The organism is Leucobacter chromiireducens subsp. solipictus (assembly GCF_016758195.1).
GTDB classification, from domain to species: Bacteria; Actinomycetota; Actinomycetes; order Actinomycetales; family Microbacteriaceae; genus Leucobacter; species Leucobacter solipictus.
Map to the genome: position 1 here is coordinate 360,677 of NZ_QYAC01000005.1, position 22,529 is coordinate 383,205.

The window sequence follows — 22,529 nt, forward strand, 5'->3', positions numbered from 1 at the left end:
GGGGTCACGTGCGGCGTCCAGGCCGCGAACACGTGCGCTGTCCGGGCCGCGGATCTCCCACTCCGTATACGACTGAGGCCCGCTCCCCGGGTGGGGTGCGGGCCTCAGAACAGGGTGCGCCTCCTGCCGGCGGGGCCGGGCGAGACGCGCGCCGACTACGCCGCCTGGGCGAGGTCACGACGCGTGAGCGCGATCCGGCTCAGCTTGCCGGCCGGAGCACGATCAACGCGCACGTCCCACCCCGAACGGTCGAGCCGCTCGAGGTCCTGGCGCGCCTCGCCAAGACTGTCCGTCTCGACAAGGTAGAGCGTGCGGCCGGAAGTGCGGTACACCGAACGGTGCTGTGCCCACTCGGGCACCCGCATCTCGGCGGCGTCGCCCAGAGCGTGGTAGGGGGTCCGCAGGGCGTCGGAGCGCTGCGCGGCATCGGGTGCGATGCGAAGTGTGTGAGTCATGATGGTTCCTTTCGAACCGCACCGTCGTGGTGCGGAACCCGCCGAGTCTGTCTCGCGGGTGCGGGGCTCGGGATCGAGCCTGGGTGCCGGGCCGAGTGGATGCGCGTGTGTGCGGATCCGCGAGTCGGCGGGGCGATGGTGCGGATCGAGTGGAAGCACTCGTCTGTACCGAGGAGTTGCGTGGAATGGACGACGCGTGTGAGTGAACCCGCCAGCCTCCGGCGGAGAACACGCTCGTTTCGCGAACTCAATTGATCATCTTAGAACAAGTCTTCGAAAAACGCTAGTGTTGATCCGGAAATGTTTGCTGGCGTGCCCTGACGCGCCGTGCGCGAGGGAGAACACCATGTCCGAAACCAGCACGCTTTTGGTGTTCGCACACCGCGACGAGGCGTCCGCCTTTGCGGATGTCCCGCACCTGGTCACCGGGGTGGGGAAGGTCAACGCGGCCGTCTCGGTGGCGGCCGCGCTCGCCGCAGGCGGGATCGATCGAGTGGTGGTGCTCGGCACGGCGGGTGTCGTCGGCGACGGCCCCGACCGCCCGAGCCTCGAGGAGATTTACCAGATCACGGGCGTGGTTCAGCACGACTTCTCGCTGCCGTCGCCCGAGCTGCGGCCGGCCGGCGAGGTGCTCCTGGCGGATCGCACGGCGACCATCGCCACGGGCGACGTGTTCGTGCAGGACGACGCGCAGCGCGCCCATATCGCCGAGCTGGGTGCCGAGCTCTGCGATATGGAGAGCTACGCGCTCGCCGCGGTGTGCGCCACGTTCGACGTGCCGCTGCAGCTGTTCAAGGTGCCCTCGGACTTCGCCGACAGCTCGACCACGGCCGAGGAATGGGACACCATCGTGTTCCGCAAGAGCGAGCAGCTCCGCGCCTTCTGGGATGCCCAGCTGAGCTGAGTCGGGCCCGCTGGGCCTGAGGGCCTGAGCCCGGCCTGCCTGGCCTGCCTGCCTGCTGGCTGAGCCTGCCGTGCCTGTCGGCCTGTCGGCCTGGCCTGCCGGTCTGCCGTGCCTGCGTCTCCGAACGCGCAGGAGATCCTCGATCCCGCGCCCTAAAGTGCGGAAAAATCTCCTGCGCCTTCGTGGATCTCCTGCGCGTTCATGAGTGCCCCGTGCGCCCGGGATCGAGGCGTTGAGCGCGCGAGAACGCGAAACTGCGCGTTGCGCACGCGAGAAACGCACGAAATCTCGTTCCCGGGGTCGGATTTGGGCTTCGGGGCTTAGGGGTGGGGCTCAGAAGCCCAGGTACCCAGGGCCTGGAGACTCGGGAACCCAGGACCCCAGGGGCCTGGGGCAGGTGCACTCGGGCAGGGCCTCTCGCACATGCGAAAACCCCCGCGATCTGTTGATTTCTCAACGATCTGCGGGGGTTTTCTGTGGCGGTGACGGTGGGATTTGAACCCACGGTAGGGGGTTACCCTACACAACATTTCGAGTGTTGCACCTTCGGCCGCTCGGACACGTCACCGCGAAAAAGAATACGGGATTCGGGGTGCCAGCGCGAATCGAGGCCGCCGCGTCTGCGTGTTGGGCGTGTCGCGAAGGGAATGCGCGGGTGCCGCGCCGGTGCCGCGCGGGTGAACGCGCGGTGACGCAAGCAGCGACGCCAACCACGATGGAGTCGATGATGAACCGCAAGTAAATCCGTTTGACGCGTGGAAGCGGCCCGCCCGATGATGTGTCCAGCCCCGCGCAATCGCGACGGGACCGGGGAGACGAAGGAGTCTTGGATATGTCAGTGACGACGGGAGTACGCCCGCGCCGCGAGGGGCGACGCGTCGCAATCGCGACCATGGTCGGCACCACGATCGAGTGGTACGACTTCTTTATCTACGCGAACACGGCAGCGCTCGTGTTCGCCCAACTGTTCTTCGAACCGCTCGGCGCGCAGGCCGCGCTGCTGCTGTCCTTTGCCACCGTCGGAATCAGCTTCCTGTTCCGGCCGCTCGGCGCGATCGTCGCCGGGCACCTGGGCGACCGCGTCGGGCGGCGGGCGATGCTGGTCGCCACCCTGGTGATGATGGGGGCGGCGACCACGCTGATCGGGCTGCTGCCCACCTACGAGCAGGCCGGGATCCTGGCCCCGATCCTGCTCGTGCTGCTCCGCGTCCTGCAGGGCTTCTCCGCGGGCGGCGAGTGGGGCGGTGCCGCGCTCATGGCGGTGGAGCACGCCCCGGACGGCAAACGCGGTCTCTACGGCTCCGCGCCGCAACTCGGGGTGCCGATCGGCATGCTCCTCGCATCCGGGGTGCTCGCGATCACGACCGCCGCGTTCGGGGTCGACGGCTTCCTCGAGATCGGCTGGCGGATCCCGTTCCTGATCGGCGTGGTCCTGCTCGTGGTCGGCTTCATCATCCGCCGCTCGGTGGAAGAAAGCCCCGTGTTCCTGGAGCTCCGCGAGAACAAGGCGCGCGCGAAGATGCCGCTGCTGGAGCTGCTTCGGAAGCACTGGTGGCTGGTGCTGCTCGCCGCGCTCACCTTCGCCGGAAACAACGCGGCCGGCTACATGTCGACCGGCGGGTATGTGCTCTCCTACGCGACGAACGTGCATGAGATGGATCGCACCGCGGTGCTGTGGTGTGTGACGGCCGCGTCCGCGGTGTGGGCCGTGACGACGCTGTTCGGCGGCTGGCTGTCGGACCGGTGGAAGAGCCGACGGAACGTCTACCTCGTGGGGTACGGACTGCAGATCCTCTGGGCCTTCCCCCTGTTCCTCCTCGTGGATACGCAGATCGTGGCGATGGTGCTCATCTCGCTGTGCGCGTGGATGCTCTCGACCGGCCTCACCTACGGGCCGCAGGCGGCCTACTTCGCGGAGATTTTCCCGTCACACCTGCGCTACTCCGGCGTCTCGCTCTCCTACGCGCTGGGCGCGATCCTCGGTGGCGCGTTCGCCCCGACGATCGCGACATGGCTCCAGCAGAGCACCGGCTGGATCGGATCCGTGTCGATCTACCTCGCGGTGATGGCGGCGATCTCGATCGTGGCGCTGCTGATCATCAAGGATCGCTGGGGTCGGCCGCTGATCGAGCGCGAGGAGCCGGAACCGGCCGCGAAGGCCGAGGCAGTCTCGGCGCGGTAAGGCACCGCCGAGCCGCGTGTCGCGGCGGGCGGACACTGCGCGGGATCGGCCGCTCCGAGATACCGGAGCGGCCGATCCCGCACTGCTATCTGAGGGTCGAGGTTTGGATCACAGTTCCGCGGTGGGCCAGGCGATGCCCTGCGCAAACTCGATCAACGCGCTCGTTCGCGCCGGCAGCGGGCGGTCCGGGGACCAGATCATATCGATCGCCACGGGCCGCACCGCCGGCGCGATGCGCTTGGTGACGAGCGGGTTCCCCTCGTTGCTGTGCGGGGTCGCGACGCGGGTGACCAGGATCCCGTAGCCCAGCCCGCGCGCCACGAGCGTGCGGACCACCTCATAGCTCGTGGTGCGGTGCCGGATCCGCGGCTGGAGCCCCCGGGCCGTGAACAGCGACATCGTGTGATCGCTCGAGGGCGGCGCGTCGAGGAGGATCAGGTCGTCGGTGACGAGCTCTTCGAGGCGCACCTCGGGTGCACCGGCCAGCGGGTGGCCCGCGGCGAGCAGCGCGTGTGCGCTGAGTTCGTAGAGCCGCGCGCGGTGGGTGTGCGCGGGCACGAGCATGTCGTAGACCACGGCCACGTCGACCCGGCCGGAGGCGAGGTCGTCGACGAGCTGGTCCTGGGTGGCCTCCCGGATCGAGAGCTCGATCTCGGGGTGCAGCTCCCCGAAGTCCTGCAGTAGCGGAGGCAGGATCGTGGGGGCGAGCGTCGGATAACAGCCGACGACGATCGGGCCGGAGAGCCGCCCCGCACCCCCGACCACACGGCCCAACTCCTCGGCTTCGGCGAGGATGCGGCGCGCGTGCACGAGCAACTGCTCGCCCGACGGGGTCAGGGTGAGGCCGTGCGCGCGGCGCCGGATGCACAGCCGCTCGCCCATGACGGACTCGAGCTCGGTGATCGCGTCCGACATCGCGGACGGCGAGATCCTGAGGGTTGCAGCCGCGCCCGCGATCGTCCCGTCATCGGCCGCCGCCGCAAGGTAGGCGAGCTGACGCAGCGTGAACGCGGGGAGCGGATGCGGCGCGGGATCCTGCGTCATCCGGCAGTCCCGGTGGGCGGCGTGACGACGGGGTCGTCGAGGAGGGTGCCGCGGGAGTAGGGGCCCGCGAAGAAGAGGTCGGCCCCGTCCGCGGCGAGTCGTGTCCCGACGCAGGTGAGCGTGCCGTCGGCCGCCTCATCGACGCGGTCGATCTCCGCGAACACGAGGCGCACGCCGGGCTCGAAGGGATCGCGGATCGTGAGCTGCCACGGCTCCGGGGTGGCCGAGGCGACGGCGCGGGCACCGGGCGGGGCGACGAGCCAGGGGTCTGCGATCTCGATCCGCATCATGCCATTGTGGCCCTGGAGCGTCACGCTGCCCACGAAGCGCAGCGTGCGAGCTGCGGGATCCGGCACCGCTGCGGGATCCGGCACCGCTGCGGGATCCGGCACGGCTGCGGGATCCGGCACGGCTGCGGGATCCGGCGCGAATCGAAAGCCCGTCGGGGTCTGGGCGGCGGGCGGCGTGAGCCGAACGGAACCGTCGGACATCCCGAGGACGTAGGAGATGAGGGAATCCTTGATGCCCCAGGCGAGGGGGCCGAAAGCTGCGTCGGTGCGGCACATGCGCCCATTCTCACATGAAACCGAATTGATTGAGCAAGTAATTCCGCTTTTCCCTTTCAATAGCACCGCACATACTCAGAAGAAGGCGTGCGGGCCCCCGCACGCGATCATCACAAGGAAGTGACATGACTGGCACGAACGCTCCCGTCGCCGACTGGGTGACCATCCCTGAGCTCTACCGCGATCCGTTTCCGATCTACGAGCGCCTCCGCGCTGAGGGCGGCGTCCACTGGGTGCCCGCCGTGGGGCGCTACCTCGTGACGAGCTACGACGCCGTGCACGCGACCGAGCTGGACCAGGAGATCTTCTCGGCGAACGAGGAGGGCTCCCTGCAGATCCGGGCGATGGGCCACTCCATGCTGCGCCGCGACGATCCGGAGCACTACATCGAGCGCAAAGCCTGGCAGCCCGCGCTGCGTCCCGGCGTGGTGAAGCGCGTCTGGACGGATGTGTTTCGCGCGAACACGAACCGCTACCTGGATGCGTTCATCGCCAAGGGGCCTGGGGCCGATCTCGTCTGGGACTTCGCCGCGCCGTATGCGGCCGAGAATCTGCGTCAGATCGTCGGCCTGTACAACTCCTCCCAGGAGGACCTGCAGCGCTGGTCGCAGACCATGATCGACGCCACCGGGAACTACGCGGACGACCCCGAGGTCTGGCGGCTCGGCGAGCAGTCGTTCACGGAGGTCGACGAGGCCCTGGACGACATGCTCCGCTGGCACGCCGCGAACCCGGATCACTCCCTGATCTCGCAGTTGTTGCGCATCCCGGACTACGAGATGCCGCTCGAACGGATCCGCGCCAATCTCAAGATGACGATCGGGGGTGGCCTGAACGAGCCCCGCGACGCACTCGGCGTGACGGCCTGGGCGCTCCTGCGGGATCCCGAGCAGCTGGCCGCGGTGCGCGCCGATCCCGCGCTCTGGCACGCCGCGTTCGACGAGTCGATTCGCTGGATCGCGCCGATCGGCATGTACTCGCGGCAGACCACCCGCGAGGTGGAGCTCGCCGGGGTGACCCTCCCGGCCGGCGCGCGGCTCGGCATCTGCATCCTCTCAGCGAACCGTGACGCCGCCGTCTGGGACGACCCGGAGCGATTCGATCTGCGGCGCGAGGTGAAGCCACACCTCGCCTTCGGCAAGGGCGTGCACGTCTGCCTGGGCGCGTGGGTGGCGCGGGCGGAGGTCGCGGACGTGGCCCTCCCGGCGCTGTTCGAACGGCTCGACGGGCTGCGGCTCAGCGCGTCCCGCCCCGCCGAAGTCGGCGGCTGGGTGTTCCGCGGCATGACCCAGTTGCCCGTGGAGTGGGATCGTGTCGCGGCACCCGACGCGGGCGGCCCGGGGGAGCACGCGCCCACCGAGGCCGCCGCACGCCCCGCCGATCCGGCACCGCAGCCGCGCATCGCGATCGTGGGATCCGGCCCGGCCGGCTGCTTCACCGCGCAGGCCGCGCGGCGAGTCTTTCCGGGCAGCCCGATCGACGTGTTCGACGACCTCCCGACCCCCTACGGCCTGGTGCGCTACGGCGTCGCCGCGGATCACCCCGGCACGAAAGCGGTGGCGCGCCAATTCGACCGTCTGTTCGCGGACCCCGGGGTCGCGTTTCGCGGCAACGTGCGGCTGGGACGCGACCTCACGCTCGAGCACCTGCGGGCACACTACGACGCGGTGGTGCTGGCGACCGGGCTGCGGGCGGACGCGCGGCTCGCGATCCCCGGTGCCGAGCGGGCGCGGGGTGCCGGATCACTCACGCGACACCTGAACGCCCACCCGGACGAGGCGGCGCCCCGCCCCCTCGGGGCCGCGGTCGCGGTGATCGGCCACGGGAATGTCGCGCTCGATATCGCTCGGCTCCTCACTCGAGACACCGCGGGTCTCGACGGCTCGGACATCGACGATGCCGCGCACCGCCGTCTCGCGGGCCGGGTCACGACCGTGCACCTGATCGGGCGGAGCGAGCCGAGCGCTGCCAAGTTCGATCCCGTCATGGTGCGCGAGCTGGCCACGCTCCCCGGGGTCGCGCACGTGGTCCACGGGGCGGGACCGCTGCCGGATGACGGACGCGATGCCCGCATCGACGCGGTGCGCGCGCTGACCGGGGCGGAACCGAGCGGGGCTCCGCGCGTGCGCATCGAGTGGTGGTTCGGGGCCGTGCCCGAGCGAATCCTCGCCGCCAGCGACGTCGATGCTGCCGCCGACGATCCGGCCGCGGTCGGGGCGCTTGACATCGCGTACGAGGGGGAGACCGTGCGTCTCGCGGTGGATGACGTGATCTCGGCGATCGGCTTCGCGCCGACCGCCGACACGCCGCTGACCCCGGGCGAGCACGGGGACGGCCGGGTCGATGCCGGGCTCTACGCCGCGGGCTGGCTCCGGCGTGGGCCGCGCGGCACGATCCCCGATCAGCGCGCCGACGCCCGCGGGCTCGCGCAGCAGCTCGCCGAGGATCTCCGCGCCGGGGCGATCGCGGTCCGCGGTGGCGGGCTCCCGCCGATCCCCGGTGAGGTGAGCTTCCGCGACTGGCAGCGCATCGATCAACGCGAGCGGCTCGACGCGGCACCCGGGCGCACCCGAGCCAAGCTCGCCACGCGTGCGGCGATGCTCGACACCGCCGCCGACCCCGGCTTCGATCCGCTGCGCGATCCCGCGTCCGGGCGTGCGGGTGACGGGGGAGACTCGGAGGCCAGGACGCCGGATCTTCCCGTGACGATCCTGTTCGCCACCGAATCCGGCGGTGCCGAGCTCGTGGCGGAAGAACTCGCCCGGCTCATCCCCAACGCGGAGGTCCGCGACCTCGCAGACACCCGCCCCGAGCAGCTCGACCCGGATCGGCTCGCGCTCCTGATCTGCGCCACCTACGGGGACGGTGAGGTGCCGACCTCCGCGCGCCCGTTCCACGCCGCGCTCGCCGCAGGTGGGACCCGACTCGACGGACTCCGATACGCGGTGTTCGGCATGGGCGACCGCAGCTACGACCGCACGTACTCGCGAGGCAGTGAACTCGTGGACGAGGCGCTCGCGGGCTGCGGAGCGGTGCGAGTGGGCGAGTACGGGCGGCACGACGCGGCCGGGCCGATCCCCGCCTCCGAGGTCGCCGAGGCATGGGCGCAGGGGGTGCTCGCGGAGCTCGCCGAAACTGCCGGCGCGGTGGCGGCGCATCGGGGGTAGCGGGTTCCGCTGTGGCGGGGGCGCCGCGCGCCCGGCCCCCGCCTGTGGATCGCCGCCGCGGATTGTCTGCGGTCCTCGGTAGTCTCACTCACATGGCGAAAACGACGAGCGCGTACACCTGCACCGAGTGCGGCTGGCAGACCTCCAAATGGGTCGGCCGGTGCGGGGAGTGCCAGCAGTGGGGTACCGTCGTCGAACGCGCTCGCGAGGGAGCCACGCTCGCACGCACCACCCGAGCGGTGCAGCCCGGTGCCGGGCGCGAAGCGCGCCCCATCACGGAGTACTCCGGCGACACCGTGGCCCACCAGCCGACCGGAATCGGGGAGCTCGACCGGGTGCTCGGCGGCGGCGTGGTGCCGGGGGCGGCGATCCTGTTTTCCGGCGAACCCGGAGTGGGGAAGTCCACGCTGTTGCTGGACACCGCCGCGCGCCTCGCCGCGACCGGGGCCCGCATCCTCTACGCGAGCGGTGAGGAATCGACCGGCCAGATCCGGATGCGCGCGGAGCGCACGGGGGCGATGCACGACACGCTGTACCTCGCGAGCGAAACCGATCTCGCCACGGTGCTCGGGCACATCGAGTCGGTCGATCCGGCGCTCGTGATCGTCGACTCCGTACAAACCATGGCGAGCGACCAGATCGAGGGCAGCCCCGGCGGCCCGGCCCAGGTTCGGGAGGTCGCGGCCGCGCTGATCCGCGTGGCGAAAGGGCGCGGCACCCCGGTGATCCTCGTGGGGCACGTCACCAAGGACGGCTCGGTTGCGGGGCCGCGGCTGCTGGAGCACCTGGTCGACGTCGTCTGCCACTTCGAGGGCGACCGGCAGACCTCACTGCGCTTCCTGCGGACCCTGAAGAATCGCTTCGGCCCCACCGACGAGGTGGGGTGCTTCGAGATGACGGGGGAGGGCATCCAGGAGGTGCCGGATCCGAGCGGGCTGTTTCTCAGCCGCGCGGCCGCTCCGGTGAGCGGCACCTGCGCCACCGTCGCACTCGAGGGACGGCGGGCCCTGCCCGTCGAGGTGCAGGCGCTCGTAGCGAAGAGCGCGACGCCGAACCCGCGGCGCGTCACGAGCGGGGTCGATCCGGCGCGCGTCGCGATGATTCTCGCGGTGCTCGAACGCCGGGTCGGCGTGCGCCTCCACGACCAGGACGTGTACGTCTCCACCGTGGGCGGGGTGAAACTCGGGGAACCCGCGGCGGATCTCGCGATCGCGCTCGCGGTCATCTCCGCCGTCTCGGACCGCCCGCTGCCGCACGACCTCGCGGCATTCGGGGAGATCAGCCTGGCGGGGGAGGTGCGCCCCGTGACCGGGGGGCCGCAGCGCGCGCAGGAGGCCCGGCGGCTCGGCTACACCCGCATCATCGACGCGGCCGCGGAGACCCTGGACCAGGCCCGAAAGGGGGCCGGTCTCTAGTCCCGCGGAACCGGAGTAGACTTGCACCTCGTGAGTAAGAACACGGTAGACGTCGTCCTCGTTGGTGGGGGCATCATGAGCGCCACGCTCGGTACCCTGATCAAGCAGGTGCAGCCGGACTGGTCGATCGAGATCTTCGAATCTCAGTCGGAAGTGGCCACGGAGAGTACGAACGCGTGGAACAACGCGGGTACCGGTCACGCCGCACTGTGCGAGCTGAACTACATGCCCGAGGCGGCCGACGGTAGCCTGTCGCCCGCGAAGGCGATCGACATCAACGAGCAGTTCCAGCTGTCGCGCGAGTGGTGGTCTCACCTCGTGCAGCAGGGCATCCTCGGCACCCCGTCGTCGTTCATCAACGCGACCCGGCACATGACGTTCGTGCGCGGCGAGGAGAACGTGGACTACCTCCGCCGCCGCTACGAGATCCTCAAGCAGGAGCCCCTGTTCTCCGACATGGAGTTCAGCGACGATCCCGCGCAGATCGCCGAGTGGGCGCCGGTCCTCGTCGACCGCCGCGGCAAGGACGAGGTCTTCGCCGCAACCCGCTCCGAGAGCGGCACCGACGTGGACTTCGGCGCGGTCAGCCACCAGCTCTTCGACCACCTCGTCGCGAACGGTGCCAAGCTGCACCTCGGACACCGCATCCGCAAGGTGAAGCGCGTCAAGGACGGCACCTGGAACGTCCACGTGCGCAACCGCGCCGGCCACGGCCCCAGCGTCGTGAACGCGAAGTTCGTGTTCGTCGGCGCGGGCGGCGGCGCCCTGCAGCTGCTGCAGTCCTCCAAGATTCCCGAGATCCGCGGCTTCGGCGGCTTCCCGATCAGCGGCAAGTTCCTGAAGACGGACAACCCGGAGATCGTGGCGCACCACCGCGCCAAGGTCTACGGCAAGGCCGCCGTCGGGGCACCCCCGATGTCGGTCCCACACCTCGACACCCGGATCGTCGACGGCAAGGAAAGCCTGCTCTTCGGCCCCTACGCCGGGTTCAGCCCGAACTTCCTGAAGAAGGGCTCCTGGTGGGATCTGCCCGGCTCGATCCGGATGCACAACCTGGGCCCCATGATCAAGGTCGGCCTGACCCAGTGGGGCCTTGAGAAGTACCTCCTCGGCGAGCTCATGGCGAGCCGCGAGAAGCAGATGGACACGCTCCGCGAGTACATGCCCGCCGCGCGCACCCAGGACTGGGAGATGATCACCGCCGGTCAGCGCGTGCAGGTCATGAAGAAGGACCCCGAAAAGGGTGGCATCCTGCAGTTCGGCACCGAGGTCATCACCGGCGGCGAGGGCTCGATCGCTGGGTTGCTCGGCGCGTCCCCCGGGGCCTCGACCGCGGTCCACGCGATGCTCGGCGTGCTGCGCTCCTGCTTCCCCGAGCAGTACGCGAACGAGTGGGAGCAGGTCTTCACGGCCCAGATCCCCGCGCTCGCCTCGGGCGGCCTGAACAACGACGCCGATGCCGCCGCGGCGTCCCTCGCGGAGACCGGGCGCGTGCTGGGACTCATCCCCGAGGGGGCGCCCGCAGCGGTCGCCGCGGAGTCCGCGCAGGCCGACGCCTAACCCTTCCTCACACCGCCGCTGGGCGGGATCCCGTCTCCGGGGTCCCGCCCAGCGGCGTTTCCGCGCCCCGCGTCCGGAGTGCCCCATGCCCCCATGCCCAAGCCCATGCCCATGCCCGCGAACCTGCGGCGGGACGCCAGTTTCGCCCCCAAAACTCCTCAGAAAGGTGCGAGATTGCGGGTTCGGCAGGCGGACGCTGGGACGCGAGGCGCCGCGGATGGTTCAGGAGGACCCCGGAGGGGCCTCGCACGAGTGGGGGAGAGCTATGCGCGGGCCGCGAGCAGGCCCTCGACGTAGTCTGCGGTGTCTTCCCAGCCGGTAACCGCGTGGCAGGCGACGCCGAGCGCGAGCACCGGGTAGTCGTTGCCGTCGGGGTCGAGCCGGTCGCCGACGAAGAGCATCTCGTCGAGCTGGATCCCGGTGTGCTCCACGAGCTTGCGCATCCCGTAGGCCTTGTCGATCCCGCGCCGCGTGATGTCGACCGAGGTCGAGCCGCCACTGCGCACCTCCAGATCAGGGAGGCGATCCGCGACGGCGGCCCGCAGCGCATTCTTCTTCGCGCCGCTCGGATCCCACGCGTGCTTCGCGTCGATCGGCGCACGCTGACCCAGCGCGGAGAACGTCACCTGCGAGCCGCGATCCTCGAGGATCTCGCCCCAGGGCGCTGCCTCCCAGAGGCTGAGCCGCTCGGCCTCCTCGCGCAGCGCGGCGAGTGCGCCGTCCCGCTGTTCGGCGGTCAGCGACTCCCGGTACACCGTGGTCCAGGCGCCGTTCTCACGGCGTTCATAGCGCGTGCCGCAGGTGGGGAGCAGGTGCAGCCGCGCGAGCGTCGTCTCATCGACTCCCGCAGACGTGTCGAGTCGAGCCAGGAGCTGCGCCTCAAACTGCGCGAAGTTGCCGCCCGAGATCACCGCAACGCTCGTGCGCTGCAGGAGCCCGGCGAACGCGGCGAGCATCCGCGGTTCGATCGCGGACTTCGACGGGGCAAGGGTGTCATCGAGGTCGAATGCGACGAGGCGCGGCAGGGCAGTCATGCCTCGATTCTCCCATGCGGGGTCGGGGAGATCGGTCAGTCGGCAAGGACCCGGAACGACGCGACCGCCGGATCGAGCGCGCCTCGAACGTAGCCGATGGGAGACGCCGCGACGGTCTGCAGAAACGTGACGGTTGCGGCGGTAATCTCCTCGCCCGGCACCACGTTGGGAATTCCCGGCGGGTATGCGGCGAGGGAATCCGCGGAGACGCGACCCGCGGCCTCCGCGGCCGGCACAATCTCGTGGCGGCCAAAGTAGGCGAGCCGCGGTCGGGTCACCATCCGGCCGGCGCGCGGAAGCTCGGGGAACGTCAGCGGCGGATCCGCGGGCGTCGCCGCGTCGAGCAGCTCCAGGAGCGCATCACCGAAGCGGTGCAGATCCGGGTGCTTTCCCGGGCCGATAAAGGCGACGATCGCGCTCGCGGTTGAAATCTCGAGGAAGATCCCGTGCTCCGCGCTGAGGCGGTCACGCACCGCGTGACCGCTGAGCCCCGTTGCGGTCACGTCGATGGACACGCGCAGGGGATCGGCGTCGACAATATCGGGGTACGCGTCGAAGCCGTCCGAGATGATCGGCAGCCGGCCGTCCGCGCGGAGCCGCTCACGGAACGATTCGACCGTGGTGATGGTCTCCCCGATCTGGGCGGAACCGTGCACGAGCGCGTGGCGCGCCACGTCGAGTGAGCCGAGCAAGAGCGCGCTCGCGCTTGTCGTCTGCGTCATCATGTAGGCGCGCTCCACCATCGGCTCGAGCGCGTCGGCAAACGGGCCGTCGCTCAGGTGCAGCATCGCGGACTGGGTGAGACTGCCGCCGAGTTTGTGCGTGCTGGACACGGTGAGGTCCGCGCCGAGCCGCGTCGGAGACTCCGGAAGCGCCGGGTGGAAGCCAAAATGCGAGCCCCACGCGCCGTCGACCACGAGCGGGACCCCGTGCGCGTGGGCGACCGCGGCGAGGCCGGCCACATCCGCCACGGCACCAAAATAGCTGGGGCTGATCACGTACACGGCCCCGAGCTCCGCCCCCACCGCGACGGCGTCCTGCAGCGCCGACTCGAGCGCGGCCGGGGTGACCCCGTGGTTGATCCCGCGATCCGTGTCGATGCTGGGGAACACGAAGTGCGGCAGCAGGTCGCCGAGGAGGACTCCGTCCGTAAAGCTCGAGTGGGCGCTGCGCTGCGCGATGATCGTGTCGCCGGCCCCGAGTCCCGCGATGGCGAGCGCCGCCATCCGGTTCGCTTGTGAGGCGCCGTTCGCGAGAAACCAGGTCCGCCGCGCGCCCCACGCGTCGGCCGCGAGCCGCGTCGCCTCGACCAGCGGAGAGTCTGCACCCGCATCGATCCCGGGGATCAGGGGCGGAATGTCGAGGGCGAGCGCCTGCGGGCCGATGAACGTGGCGAGTTCGTGCGCGAGCCCATCCGGGGTCGCGCCGTGCCCCGGGACCATGAGGCTCACGGTGTCGCGTTCCGCGTGCTGGGTGAGTGCCGTCGCGTAGGGAGTGCTGCCCTGTGCGCCCTGCGGATGGACGGAGGATCGGGACATGGGTGCTCCTTTGCAAGTGACCGGCGATGCTGCACCGAGTATGACACATGCTGTTCCAAATTGAACGAAAACTAGTGTTTGCGTAAAAATGTAATGCACGTTACTCTCGGACCCACAGGTCACCCCCGCACGGAGTCGGGGCGTGGCCGCCGGAGATCCCGGCTCTATTCGTAAGACATTCGTAAGACAAGGGAGTCTGAATTCATGTCTGATGTGCACACCGCGCGAGACACCGCCGGCGCTCAGAAATCGAGCCGCAAGCTCCGAGTGTGGGAGGTCACCGCGCTCTCCGTAGGCTTCATGGGGCCGGTGATGGCCATGGCCCTGAACGGCATCGGCGTGGCCGGCCTCGTTGGCAAATCCGTGCCGTTCACCTTCCTCCTCGCCTTTCTCGGCACGCTCCTCGTGGGCTACGGATTCATTCGGCTGACCGGCTACTTCAGCCACGCCGGATCGGTGTATGCGCTGGCCGGTGCCACCATCGGCCCGCGCGCCGGATTCTTCGGGGGCTTCGCGCTGCTCGGCACCTACCTGTTCTTCGCCGCGTGCATTCTGGGTGCGACGGGGGTGTTCTTCGCCGCGTGGGCCGAGGAATTTGGCGGGTTCTGGGCGCAGATTCCGTGGATCATCGTGGCCCTGGTTGTCGCGGTGCTCGTCGTGATCCTGAACGTCCGGGAATCGAAGATTGTGACCCGCGTGCTCTTCGTGATCGGCGTGCTAGGGGTGCTCGCCATGCTGGTGCTCGCGGTCGTCATCTTTGTCCGCGTGGGCAGCGGGAACGGCCCAGTGCCCGGGGCCACGATCGATCTCAGCACCTTCCTGCCGGGCGACGCCACCGCCGTCGGCGTGATGACGGCGTCGGTGTTCGCCTTCCTATCGTGGGCAGGGTTTGAATCGGGGAGCTCCCTCGGCGAAGAAACCGAGAACCCGAAACGCGTGATTCCCCGAGCCTTGCTGGGCGCGATCGTCGTCGCCGGGGTGCTGTACACGATCATGATGTTCGCGCAGACGATCGGCTATGGAACCGACGACGACGGGGTCGCCGCGTTCGCGGGGGCCAACTCCACGCTCACGAGCCTGAGCACGATCTACATCAGCCGCGAGTACGCGATGCTGGTGGCATTCATGGCGTTCATCGTCGCATTCGCCTCCGTCCTGAGCTCGACCGCCGCCGCCGCGCGGCTGATCTATGCGCTCGCGCGTGACGGTTTCGGCCCGAAGTGGCTGGGCGTTGCGAACCCGAAGACCCGGGTACCCGTCCCCGCCGTGGTGACCACGGTGATCATCGCCGTGGTGCTCGCGGGCGGGATCGCGGCGTTCGGCGGGACGGCCTTCGACGCCTACTACTGGTACGCCACCATCGCGACCCTGTGCATGGTCGTGGCGTATGGCATGACCTCGGTCGGCGTCATCGTCTACGTGTTCCGCGGCACATCACGCATCCCGAAGTGGGAATCGGTGTTGCCGGTACTCGGCCTCATCTACCTCGCCTTCGTCTACGCGGTCCAGGTGATCGGCCAGGAAGCCCCGTACACCTTCTTCCCCTGGATCGCCGGCGCGTGGTGTCTCCTCGGCGCCGTGATCATCATCGCGCGCCCCCGCCTCGCCCAGCGGATCGGTGGCAAGCTCGCCACCGAAGACCTCGACTAACCCCGCTGCTCAGCTCCCCCTCCGGAAAGGACCGCCCTGTGCCTCAGACACTCCTCACCCCCGCAGCGTTCGCCGCGACAGACCTCGTCGATCACCACTGCCATGGAGTCGTTGAACACGCGCTCGCGCGACCCGAGTTCGAGACGCTGATCACCGAGTCAAACTGGGACGCCCCCGCGGGGACGAGCGTGTTCGATTCTCAGCTCGGGACCGCGATCCGGCGCTGGTGCGCGCCCCTGCTGGATCTCGACGCGCACGTCGACGCGGAGCGCTACCTGGAACGACGCGCGGAGCTCGGCGCCCGCGACGTGAACGAGCGTCTCCTGCGGGCAGCAGGGATCGACCGCTATCTCATCGAGACCGGGTATCGCGGAGACGACATCCTCGACGCATCGGAGATGGCCACCCGCGCCGATGCGTCCGCGGACACGGTCGTGCGACTCGAACGGCTCGCAGAACAGCTCGTGGGTTCCCTCGAACACGGATCGGCGTACGCCGAGGCCTTCCGGGCTCGGCTCGCCGCAGAGGTGACGACCGCGGTCGGGGTGAAGACGATCGCGGCGTACCGGCTCGGCCTGGACTTTGATCCGGCGCGACCCACCGACGCCGAGGTTGCCGCGGCCGCGGAGGCCTGGATGCGCGAGCTCAGCGCCGGTGCCGAACCGCGGCTCGAGGACGCGGTGCTGATCCGGTTCGGGATCTGGTGCGCGGTGGACGCGCAACAAGCCATTCAGTTTCACATCGGGTTCGGGGACCCGGACGTGGATCTGCACCGCTGCGACCCGCTCCTCCTCACGGAGTGGCTGCGGCTCACGCGGACCTCGGGGGCGCGGGTCCTGCTGCTCCACTGCTATCCGTTCCACCGGAATGCGGGATACCTCGCGCACGTGTTCCCGCACGTCTACTGCGACGTCGGGCTCGCGATCAACTATGTCGGCGCGGCTTCGCCGCAGGTGATCGCTGAGTCGCTGGAACTGACGCCGTTCGATAAGGCCCTGTTCTCATCCGACGCGTTCGGGCTTCCCGAACTGTACTTCCTCGGAGCACACCTGTTCCGGCGCGGCCTCACCCAGGTGATCAACGGTTGGATCGACGCGGACGAGTGGGACGCCGCGACCGGGGAATCCCTCGTGCGGAAGATCTGCGGCGAAAACGCGATGCGGGCCTACCAGCTCGAACCCGACGCAGTGTTCGGCGCAGGGCGGTGAGCGGCATGACACGAGAATCCTTGCGAACGGCGCTCCTCGCGGCGACGACCCGTCACGCAGCGGCCGCCATTTCGCTCCGGGAATACTTGCACGAACACCCGACCCTGTCCGGCGAAGAACAGGCGGCTGCCGAGTGGATCGTCGAGCAAATGCCGATCCCCATGGACGTGATCGCCGAGACGGGCCGGATCGGGCGGATCGGGCCGACGGCGGGGGCCGCGATCGCGGTTCGCGCCGAGCTCGACGCCCTGCCCATTCGTGAACGGACCGGAGCATCCTTCGCGTCCTCGAACGGTGCCATGCACGCGTGTGGACATGATGTGCACCAGGCCGCGCTGATCGCGTTTGCGCGGGCCGCCGCGGAGTGCGAGCTGCCCTACGCCGTGGTCCCGTTCCTCCAGCCGCGGGAGGAGGCGTACCCGTCCGGTGCCCTCGACATCGTGCGCTCGGGCGCGCTCGCAGCGCAGCAGGTCCGAGCGGTCCTCGCCGCGCACGTCCACCCGCGGATTCCAGTCGGCTCCGTCGCGACGGGGACCGGACCGACGAACGCCGCGGCGGACGAGATCCGGGTCACGGTCCGGGGTCGGGAGGGGCACGGCGCGTACCCGCACGAGGCCGCGAATCCGATCGGTGCGCTCGCCCAGATCGCGGTCGCCATGCCGGAACTCGTGCGCCGCACCGTGTCGCCGATGCACCCCGCCGTCCTGACGGTCGGCAGCATCCAGGCCGGTCACGCCGCGAACGTCATCCCCGCGGAGGGGCACCTCGCCGGGACCCTGCGCACGATGTACCGCGACGATCGTGAGCGCGTGCACGCCGCGCTCACGACGTTCGTGGACGGCCAGCTCGCAGCACACGGTATGACCGGGGAGATCCAGATCATCGAGGGTGAGCCGGTACTCGAGAACGATCCGGACCTGGTGGGGCACGTCGACGCCGAGCTGCACCACGCGGGATTGTCCGTGAGCGAACCGATGCGATCCTGCGGTGCCGACGATTTCTCCTTCTATTCCGAGCTCCTCCCCGGGGTGATGGCGTTCGTGGGCGTCGAGACCACCGGGGTCGAACCGCAGCCGAGCCTGCACCACGCCGAGTTCCTCCCGGACACGGATGCGGTGCGCAGGCTCGCCCTCACCCTCGCCGCCGGGTACCTCGGTGCCTGCGAGCAGCTCGATCGCGGACCGGCGGGGGAGGCATCGTGACCGCTCCACACACGCTGGCGGCGCGCGACGCGGGAGCGATCGCGGGCAACCAGAAACTTCGGTTCTTCCCGCTGAGCGTCGTTTCGGGGCAGGGGAGTGAGGTCCGAGACGAGACCGGCCGGACGCTCCTGGATCTGTCCGCGGCGTGGGGGGCCAACAGCCTCGGGCACGCGCATCCGCGGGTGGTCGCCGCGATCCAGCAGGCGGCCGCCAACGGTGCGGGGGCCAGCGTGCTCTCCGCCGTGCAACCCGCAGCGGTGGAGCTCGCCGAGCTGTTGATCGGGACATTTCCCGGGGCGGGGCGCGGTGATCGACGGGTCCTGTTCGGCCATTCCGGGACGGACGCGAACAGCGCCGCGCTCGCCGCAGCGCGTGCCGCGACCGGGCGCGACGCCGTGGTGGCTTTTCGCGGCGGGTATCACGGTGGCTTCGGCGCGGCCCAGGCCGTGAGCGGGGTCTTCGTCGAGGCCGGCGTCCCCGGCGATCCGGCGAGCGTGCTCCTGCCCTACCCCGCGCAGGAGTCGGACCTCCCGGAACTCTGGCGCACGCTCGAGGACGTGCTCCGCACGCTTGACGTGGCCGCCGTCATCGTGGAACCGGTGCAATCCGACGGCGGAGTGATCGTGCCCCCGGACGGGTTCCTCGCCGGCCTGAGCACGCGCACACGCCGCGCCGGGGCCGTGCTGATCGTCGACGAGGTGAAGGTGGGCCTCGCCCGGACCGGGCAGCTCCACGCCTTCCAACGGAGCGGGATCGCGCCGGATCTCGTGACACTCGGGAAAGCGCTCGGCGGGGGGACCCCGTTGTCGGCCGTTGTCGGCTCCGCGGATCTCCTGGACCGCTCGCCGGCGAGTGCGCTCCTCACGACTGCCGGCAACGGGGTGAGCACCGCAGCCGGGCACGCCGTCCTGGAGACGATCCTGTCAGACGACCTGGCGTCCGTGGCTCGGGACCGGGGAAATCACCTGCGCGGACTCCTGGCCACTGCGCAGCGCGATACCGGCGAGATCGCGGACGTGCGTGGCCTCGGCCTCAGCCTGGGAATCGAGCTGCAGCAGGACCCGGCGCACAGCGACCGACAGGCTGATGACCGCTTCACCCATCGAGTGATCTATCGGATGTGGCAGCTCGGTGTCGTGAACTATCTCGTGCGCGGCAACGTGATCGAGTGGACGCCGCCGCTGATTCTGACCGAACACGAGGCCGAACGCGCCGTGGATACCCTGCGGACTGCCATCGTTGAGGTACGTCACGGGGCGGTCAGCGACGCGGACATCGCCCCCTATCTCGGATGGTGAATGGGGAGAGCACACATGAACGCGAAGAAAAGTAGCCTGGCCGAGGCCCTGAAGCTCTCGCTCGATGTCATGAGCCCGTCGGAAAAGAAGGTGGCCCGCGCACTCATCGCGGACTATCCGGTGGCGGGACTCGAGCCGGTCGCAAAGCTTGCGGACCGCGCCAGCGTGAGCGCCCCGACGGTGCTCCGCATGCTGGCCCGGGTCGGCATCCAGTCGTACCCGCAGATGCAGGAGATGCTGCGCGAGGAGATCTCGGAGCGCACCACCTCTCCGATCGATCAGTACGAGCTACGCTCCGAGCACACGGATGTGCACACGACCGCGACCGCGCGGGAGGTATTCGTCCGGGGGTTGAGCAGCAGCTTCGGGGCGATGCCGGTGTCCGAGTTCGACCGCATTATCGAGCTGCTCGCGGACCCGAAACGGCGGATCTGGGCCGTCGGCGGGCGGTACTCCGGCCTCCTCGCCGAGTACCTCACGCAGCACCTGCGGCTCCTGCGCGCCGACGTGCACTTCGTGGGCCGCGCCGAGTCGGACAAGTCACTGGCGCTGCTGGACATGGGCCAGCGCGACGTGCTCATCGCGCTGGACTACCGGAGATACCAGGAGGCGACCGTGACGTTCGTCGCCCGGGCGAAGGAGCGACGAGCCACGACCGTGCTCCTGACCGACCCCTGGTTGTCACCCGCGGCGAAGCACGCGGACTATCTGATCTCGAGCGGTGTCGAGGCTCCGAGCCCGTTCGACTCCCTCGTCCCCTCACTTGCCCTCATCGAGACCATCGTTGCGGGCGTCGTCGAGCGGCTCGGTGATGAGCCGCTCGGACGGATCCAGGCGTTCGACGCCTGGGAATGATCCCACCCCAGCGGGCCCGCATAGCCGCGGCCCCGCGCGACACTGAAGGACACACCGTGCGTAAAGAACCCCTCGCCATCATCCTGACGGCCGACCTCGCCGCGAAGGCTCGCGGACGCGCCTTCCGGCAGCAGGAGTTTCAGAAGTACCTGAACAGCGGGTGCGGCTGGGTGCCCGCGAACCTGGCGATCGACGCGTTCGGCTCGATCGTGACCCCGAATCCGTTCGGCGCGGTCGGCGATCTCCGGCTCATGCCGGATGCGTCGAGCATCGCGAGCGTCGCCCTGAACGACACGGGCGAGCTTACCACCCTGGTGCTCGCCGATGTCCACACCCCCGACGGTGCGCCCTGGGAGTGCGATCCGCGGACGTTCCTGAAGCGTGCGGTGGCCGATCTCGACGCGGAGACGGGGCTCAACGTCGTCTCGTCGTTCGAACACGAGTTCATGTTGCGCGACGACGCCGGCAGTCCGGTCAACACCCCCTTCTCGCTGGAGTCGTTCCTGGAGGAGGAAGAACTGGGGGGCCGCCTCGTCGCCGCGCTCGACGATGCCGGTCTGGAACCCGAGATGTGGCTGCCCGAGTTCGGGCGGAACCAGTTCGAGATCACCCTGAGCCCGGCGAGCGCCCTCGTCGCCGCCGACCGCGCGGTCTATCTGCGCGAGATCACCCGGCACGTGGCGAGCAGCCTGGGGAAACGGATCACGTTCTCGCCGATCATCGAGGAGAACGGCGGCGGCAACGGCGTGCACGTGCACCTCAGCCTGAAAGACCGCGACGGGCGGTTCGTGACGTACGACGCCGAACGCCCCAGCATGCTGTCCGACGTGGCTGGATCGTTTGCCGCGGGCATTCTGAAGTACGCGGAGGCGTTCCAGGCCATCGCGGCCTCGGCCCCGCTGTCGTACGAGCGCCTGGCCCCGCAGCGGTGGAGCGCCGGCGGGATCTTCCTGGGGGAGAACAACCGCGAAGCGCTGCTCCGGATTTGTCCGTTGTTCAACACCCCTGGGGCAAATCACCAGACGCAGTACAACCTGGAATACCGGGCCGCCGATGCAACGAGCAACCCCTGGCTGATCCTCGGGTGCCTGATCCGCGCGGGCCTCGCCGGGATCCGCGAGCAGCTTCCGACGCCGACGATCGTGAGCGGCGACTCGGACGCCCTGACGGACGCGGAGCGGAATGAACTCGGCATCCGTCCGATCCCGAGCACGCTCGCGGAAGCGCTCGACCGCTTCGAAGACTCGGACGTTGCTCGCGACTGGTTCGCCCCGGATCTGGCGGCCACCTTCCTCGCGGTGAAGCGCGCGGAGATCGCGAAGACCGCGGAACTGGAACCGCAGGCGCGGTACGACGCGTACGCGGAAACGTACTAGGAGAGCCGCGCGGCGCGGGCCGGACCCGCGCCGCGGGCGGACGGCCCGCCCGCGACCGATCTCGCCACCCGCCCGCACAGGTAAGCTGAATGAGTGACCCGACACTTCCTGCGTGATGACGATCTGAGCCCGGCCGAGCAGCGCGAGGTCCTCGACCTTGCGGATCGACTGAAGCGAGCGCCCTTCGCGGAGCGACCGCTCGCGGGCCCGCGCTCGGCCGCCGTGTTCTTCGACAAGACGTCGACGCGCACCCGCTTCAGCTTCGCCGCGGGAATCTCGGAGCTCGGCGGCACCCCGATCATCGTGAACCCGGGCGAGGCGCAGCTCGGCGCGAAGGAGTCGATCTCCGACACCGCGCAGGTGCTGTCCCGCATGGTGTCGCTGATCGTGTGGCGCACCTTCGCGCACGCGGGAATCGAGGAGATGGCGGCGCACGCGACGGTGCCCGTCATCAACTCGCTCTCCGACGACTTCCACCCGTGCCAGATCCTCGCGGACCTGCAGACGATCCGGGAGCAGAAGGGCGAGCTTGCGGGGCTGACGGCCACGTATGTGGGCGACGCCGCGAACAACATGGGCCACTCCTACCTGCTCGGCTTCGCCACGGCGGGCATGCACATCCGGGTGGCCGGCCCCGAGGGCTTCCACCCGCGCGCGGACATTGTTGCCGACGCGGAACGGATCGCGGCACAGACCGGGGGCAGCGTCACCGTGCTCACGGATCCCGTCGCCGCCGTGACCGGCGCGGACGCCGTGATCACCGATACCTGGGTGTCGATGGGGCAGGAAGACGAGAAGGCGGAGCGCGTCGCCACCTTCGGCGCGTACCGGGTGACCCCGGAGCTGATGGCGCACGCGGCACGCGACGCGATCTTTTTGCACTGCCTCCCCGCGTACCGCGAGTTCGAGGTGGCTCCCGAGGTCATCGACGGGCCGCAGAGCGTCGTATGGGACGAGGCCGAGAACCGCGTGCACGCGCAGAAGGCGCTGATGGCCTGGCTGCTGGCACGCACCGACATTGGGCGCGCGGCAGAGGTGAGCCCGCACGGCTCGGGGCTGTAACGCGCACCGCGCA

17 protein-coding genes and 1 tRNA gene are annotated in these 22,529 nt (G+C 69.7%); 12 read left to right on the forward strand and 6 right to left on the reverse strand.

The genetic code is table 11. From position 1 onward, the window contains the following. Window positions 1-155: 155 nt before the first annotated feature. A complete protein-coding gene (locus tag D3230_RS11255) occupies window positions 156-455 on the reverse strand; it encodes a hypothetical protein (protein WP_202345124.1) in 300 nt (99 codons plus the stop codon). Between the two features lie 346 nt (window positions 456-801). Here D3230_RS11255 and D3230_RS11260 point away from each other — a divergent pair, with 346 nt between their 5' ends. Beyond that, on the forward strand, window positions 802-1,359 hold the full coding sequence (locus tag D3230_RS11260; protein WP_202345125.1) for a phosphorylase family protein: 558 nt from the start codon (window positions 802-804) through the stop codon (window positions 1,357-1,359). A gap of 477 nt (window positions 1,360-1,836) precedes the next feature. On the opposite strand, the gene D3230_RS11265 is transcribed toward D3230_RS11260, so the two are convergent. Beyond that, a tRNA-Ser gene (locus D3230_RS11265) sits at window positions 1,837-1,927 on the reverse strand. A 264-nt stretch (window positions 1,928-2,191) separates the two neighbouring features. On the opposite strand from D3230_RS11265, the gene D3230_RS11270 reads away from it, so the two are divergent. Beyond that, complete coding sequence (locus D3230_RS11270; protein WP_202345126.1) at window positions 2,192-3,541, forward strand: MFS transporter; 1,350 nt, start codon at window positions 2,192-2,194, stop codon at window positions 3,539-3,541. Between the two features lie 108 nt (window positions 3,542-3,649). On the opposite strand, the gene D3230_RS11275 is transcribed toward D3230_RS11270, so the two are convergent. Together D3230_RS11275 and D3230_RS11280 are read right to left on the reverse strand one after the other, a co-directional pair. Further along, window positions 3,650-4,585 (reverse strand): LysR substrate-binding domain-containing protein, encoded by a 936-nt coding sequence (locus D3230_RS11275; RefSeq protein ID WP_202345127.1) that lies wholly within the window; start codon window positions 4,583-4,585, stop codon window positions 3,650-3,652. After that, entirely contained in the window at window positions 4,582-5,151 is a 570-nt protein-coding gene (locus D3230_RS11280) for an HtaA domain-containing protein (RefSeq protein WP_202345128.1), read from the reverse strand. Before D3230_RS11280 ends, D3230_RS11275 begins: the two co-directional genes overlap by 4 nt. A gap of 125 nt (window positions 5,152-5,276) precedes the next feature. On the opposite strand from D3230_RS11280, the gene D3230_RS11285 reads away from it, so the two are divergent. From D3230_RS11285 to mqo, 3 genes are all read left to right on the forward strand, one after another. After that, the gene (locus D3230_RS11285; RefSeq protein ID WP_202345129.1) at window positions 5,277-8,318 is read left to right on the forward strand and encodes a cytochrome P450; all 3,042 of its coding nucleotides are present in this window, start codon (window positions 5,277-5,279) and stop codon (window positions 8,316-8,318) included. 92 nt (window positions 8,319-8,410) lie between these two features. After that, window positions 8,411-9,733, forward strand: a complete 1,323-nt coding sequence (gene radA / locus D3230_RS11290; RefSeq protein ID WP_202345130.1) for a DNA repair protein RadA — start codon at window positions 8,411-8,413, stop codon at window positions 9,731-9,733. 30 nt (window positions 9,734-9,763) lie between these two features. Further along, window positions 9,764-11,293 carry a malate dehydrogenase (quinone) gene (mqo, locus tag D3230_RS11295; RefSeq protein WP_202345131.1) on the forward strand — a complete coding sequence of 510 codons (1,530 nt, stop codon included), beginning with the start codon at window positions 9,764-9,766 and terminating at the stop codon, window positions 11,291-11,293. 263 nt (window positions 11,294-11,556) lie between these two features. Here mqo and D3230_RS11300 read toward each other — a convergent pair whose 3' ends face one another. After that, complete coding sequence (locus D3230_RS11300; RefSeq protein ID WP_202345132.1) at window positions 11,557-12,327, reverse strand: HAD-IIB family hydrolase; 771 nt, start codon at window positions 12,325-12,327, stop codon at window positions 11,557-11,559. A 35-nt stretch (window positions 12,328-12,362) separates the two neighbouring features. Then, window positions 12,363-13,865 carry an aminotransferase class I/II-fold pyridoxal phosphate-dependent enzyme gene (locus D3230_RS11305; protein ID WP_202345133.1) on the reverse strand — a complete coding sequence of 501 codons (1,503 nt, stop codon included), beginning with the start codon at window positions 13,863-13,865 and terminating at the stop codon, window positions 12,363-12,365. 204 nt (window positions 13,866-14,069) lie between these two features. Between D3230_RS11305 and D3230_RS11310 the strand changes: the two genes are divergently transcribed. The 7 genes from D3230_RS11310 to argF all read left to right on the forward strand — a co-directional run bounded on the left by D3230_RS11310 (window position 14,070) and on the right by argF (window position 22,516). Next, complete coding sequence (locus D3230_RS11310) at window positions 14,070-15,515, forward strand: APC family permease (RefSeq protein WP_202345134.1); 1,446 nt, start codon at window positions 14,070-14,072, stop codon at window positions 15,513-15,515. Between the two features lie 38 nt (window positions 15,516-15,553). Continuing rightward, on the forward strand, window positions 15,554-16,723 hold the full coding sequence (locus D3230_RS11315) for an amidohydrolase family protein (protein ID WP_202345135.1): 1,170 nt from the start codon (window positions 15,554-15,556) through the stop codon (window positions 16,721-16,723). 5 nt (window positions 16,724-16,728) lie between these two features. Further along, the gene (locus D3230_RS11320; RefSeq protein WP_202345136.1) at window positions 16,729-17,925 is read left to right on the forward strand and encodes a M20 metallopeptidase family protein; all 1,197 of its coding nucleotides are present in this window, start codon (window positions 16,729-16,731) and stop codon (window positions 17,923-17,925) included. Beyond that, complete coding sequence (locus D3230_RS11325) at window positions 17,922-19,223, forward strand: aminotransferase class III-fold pyridoxal phosphate-dependent enzyme (RefSeq protein ID WP_202345137.1); 1,302 nt, start codon at window positions 17,922-17,924, stop codon at window positions 19,221-19,223. The genes D3230_RS11320 and D3230_RS11325 overlap by 4 nt, the downstream gene beginning before the upstream one ends. Window positions 19,224-19,238: 15 nt before the next feature. After that, window positions 19,239-20,078: a MurR/RpiR family transcriptional regulator gene (locus D3230_RS11330; protein WP_202345138.1), complete on the forward strand. Its 840-nt coding sequence runs from the start codon at window positions 19,239-19,241 to the stop codon at window positions 20,076-20,078. Window positions 20,079-20,134: 56 nt separating this feature from the next. Continuing rightward, on the forward strand, window positions 20,135-21,454 hold the full coding sequence (locus D3230_RS11335; protein ID WP_337249164.1) for a type I glutamate--ammonia ligase: 1,320 nt from the start codon (window positions 20,135-20,137) through the stop codon (window positions 21,452-21,454). Window positions 21,455-21,547: 93 nt separating this feature from the next. Beyond that, window positions 21,548-22,516: an ornithine carbamoyltransferase gene (gene argF, locus D3230_RS11340; RefSeq protein WP_202345140.1), complete on the forward strand. Its 969-nt coding sequence runs from the start codon at window positions 21,548-21,550 to the stop codon at window positions 22,514-22,516. Window positions 22,517-22,529: the final 13 nt, after the last annotated feature.

Excerpts from the sequence above, each read along its gene's own strand:
- D3230_RS11280 (WP_202345128.1), bottom strand. The coding sequence starts at position 5,151 with ATGTGCCGCACCGACGCAGCTTTCGGCCCCCTCGCCTGGGGCATCAAG.
- D3230_RS11270 (WP_202345126.1), top strand. The coding sequence starts at position 2,192 with ATGTCAGTGACGACGGGAGTACGCCCGCGCCGCGAGGGGCGACGCGTC.
- D3230_RS11260 (WP_202345125.1), top strand. The coding sequence starts at position 802 with ATGTCCGAAACCAGCACGCTTTTGGTGTTCGCACACCGCGACGAGGCG.
- D3230_RS11305 (WP_202345133.1), bottom strand. The coding sequence starts at position 13,865 with ATGTCCCGATCCTCCGTCCATCCGCAGGGCGCACAGGGCAGCACTCCC.
- D3230_RS11285 (WP_202345129.1), top strand. The coding sequence starts at position 5,277 with ATGACTGGCACGAACGCTCCCGTCGCCGACTGGGTGACCATCCCTGAG.
- D3230_RS11330 (WP_202345138.1), top strand. The coding sequence starts at position 19,239 with ATGAACGCGAAGAAAAGTAGCCTGGCCGAGGCCCTGAAGCTCTCGCTC.
- D3230_RS11255 (WP_202345124.1), bottom strand. The coding sequence starts at position 455 with ATGACTCACACACTTCGCATCGCACCCGATGCCGCGCAGCGCTCCGAC.
- D3230_RS11300 (WP_202345132.1), bottom strand. The coding sequence starts at position 12,327 with ATGACTGCCCTGCCGCGCCTCGTCGCATTCGACCTCGATGACACCCTT.
- D3230_RS11320 (WP_202345136.1), top strand. The coding sequence starts at position 16,729 with ATGACACGAGAATCCTTGCGAACGGCGCTCCTCGCGGCGACGACCCGT.
- D3230_RS11275 (WP_202345127.1), bottom strand. The coding sequence starts at position 4,585 with ATGACGCAGGATCCCGCGCCGCATCCGCTCCCCGCGTTCACGCTGCGT.
- D3230_RS11310 (WP_202345134.1), top strand. The coding sequence starts at position 14,070 with ATGTCTGATGTGCACACCGCGCGAGACACCGCCGGCGCTCAGAAATCG.
- radA (WP_202345130.1), top strand. The coding sequence starts at position 8,411 with ATGGCGAAAACGACGAGCGCGTACACCTGCACCGAGTGCGGCTGGCAG.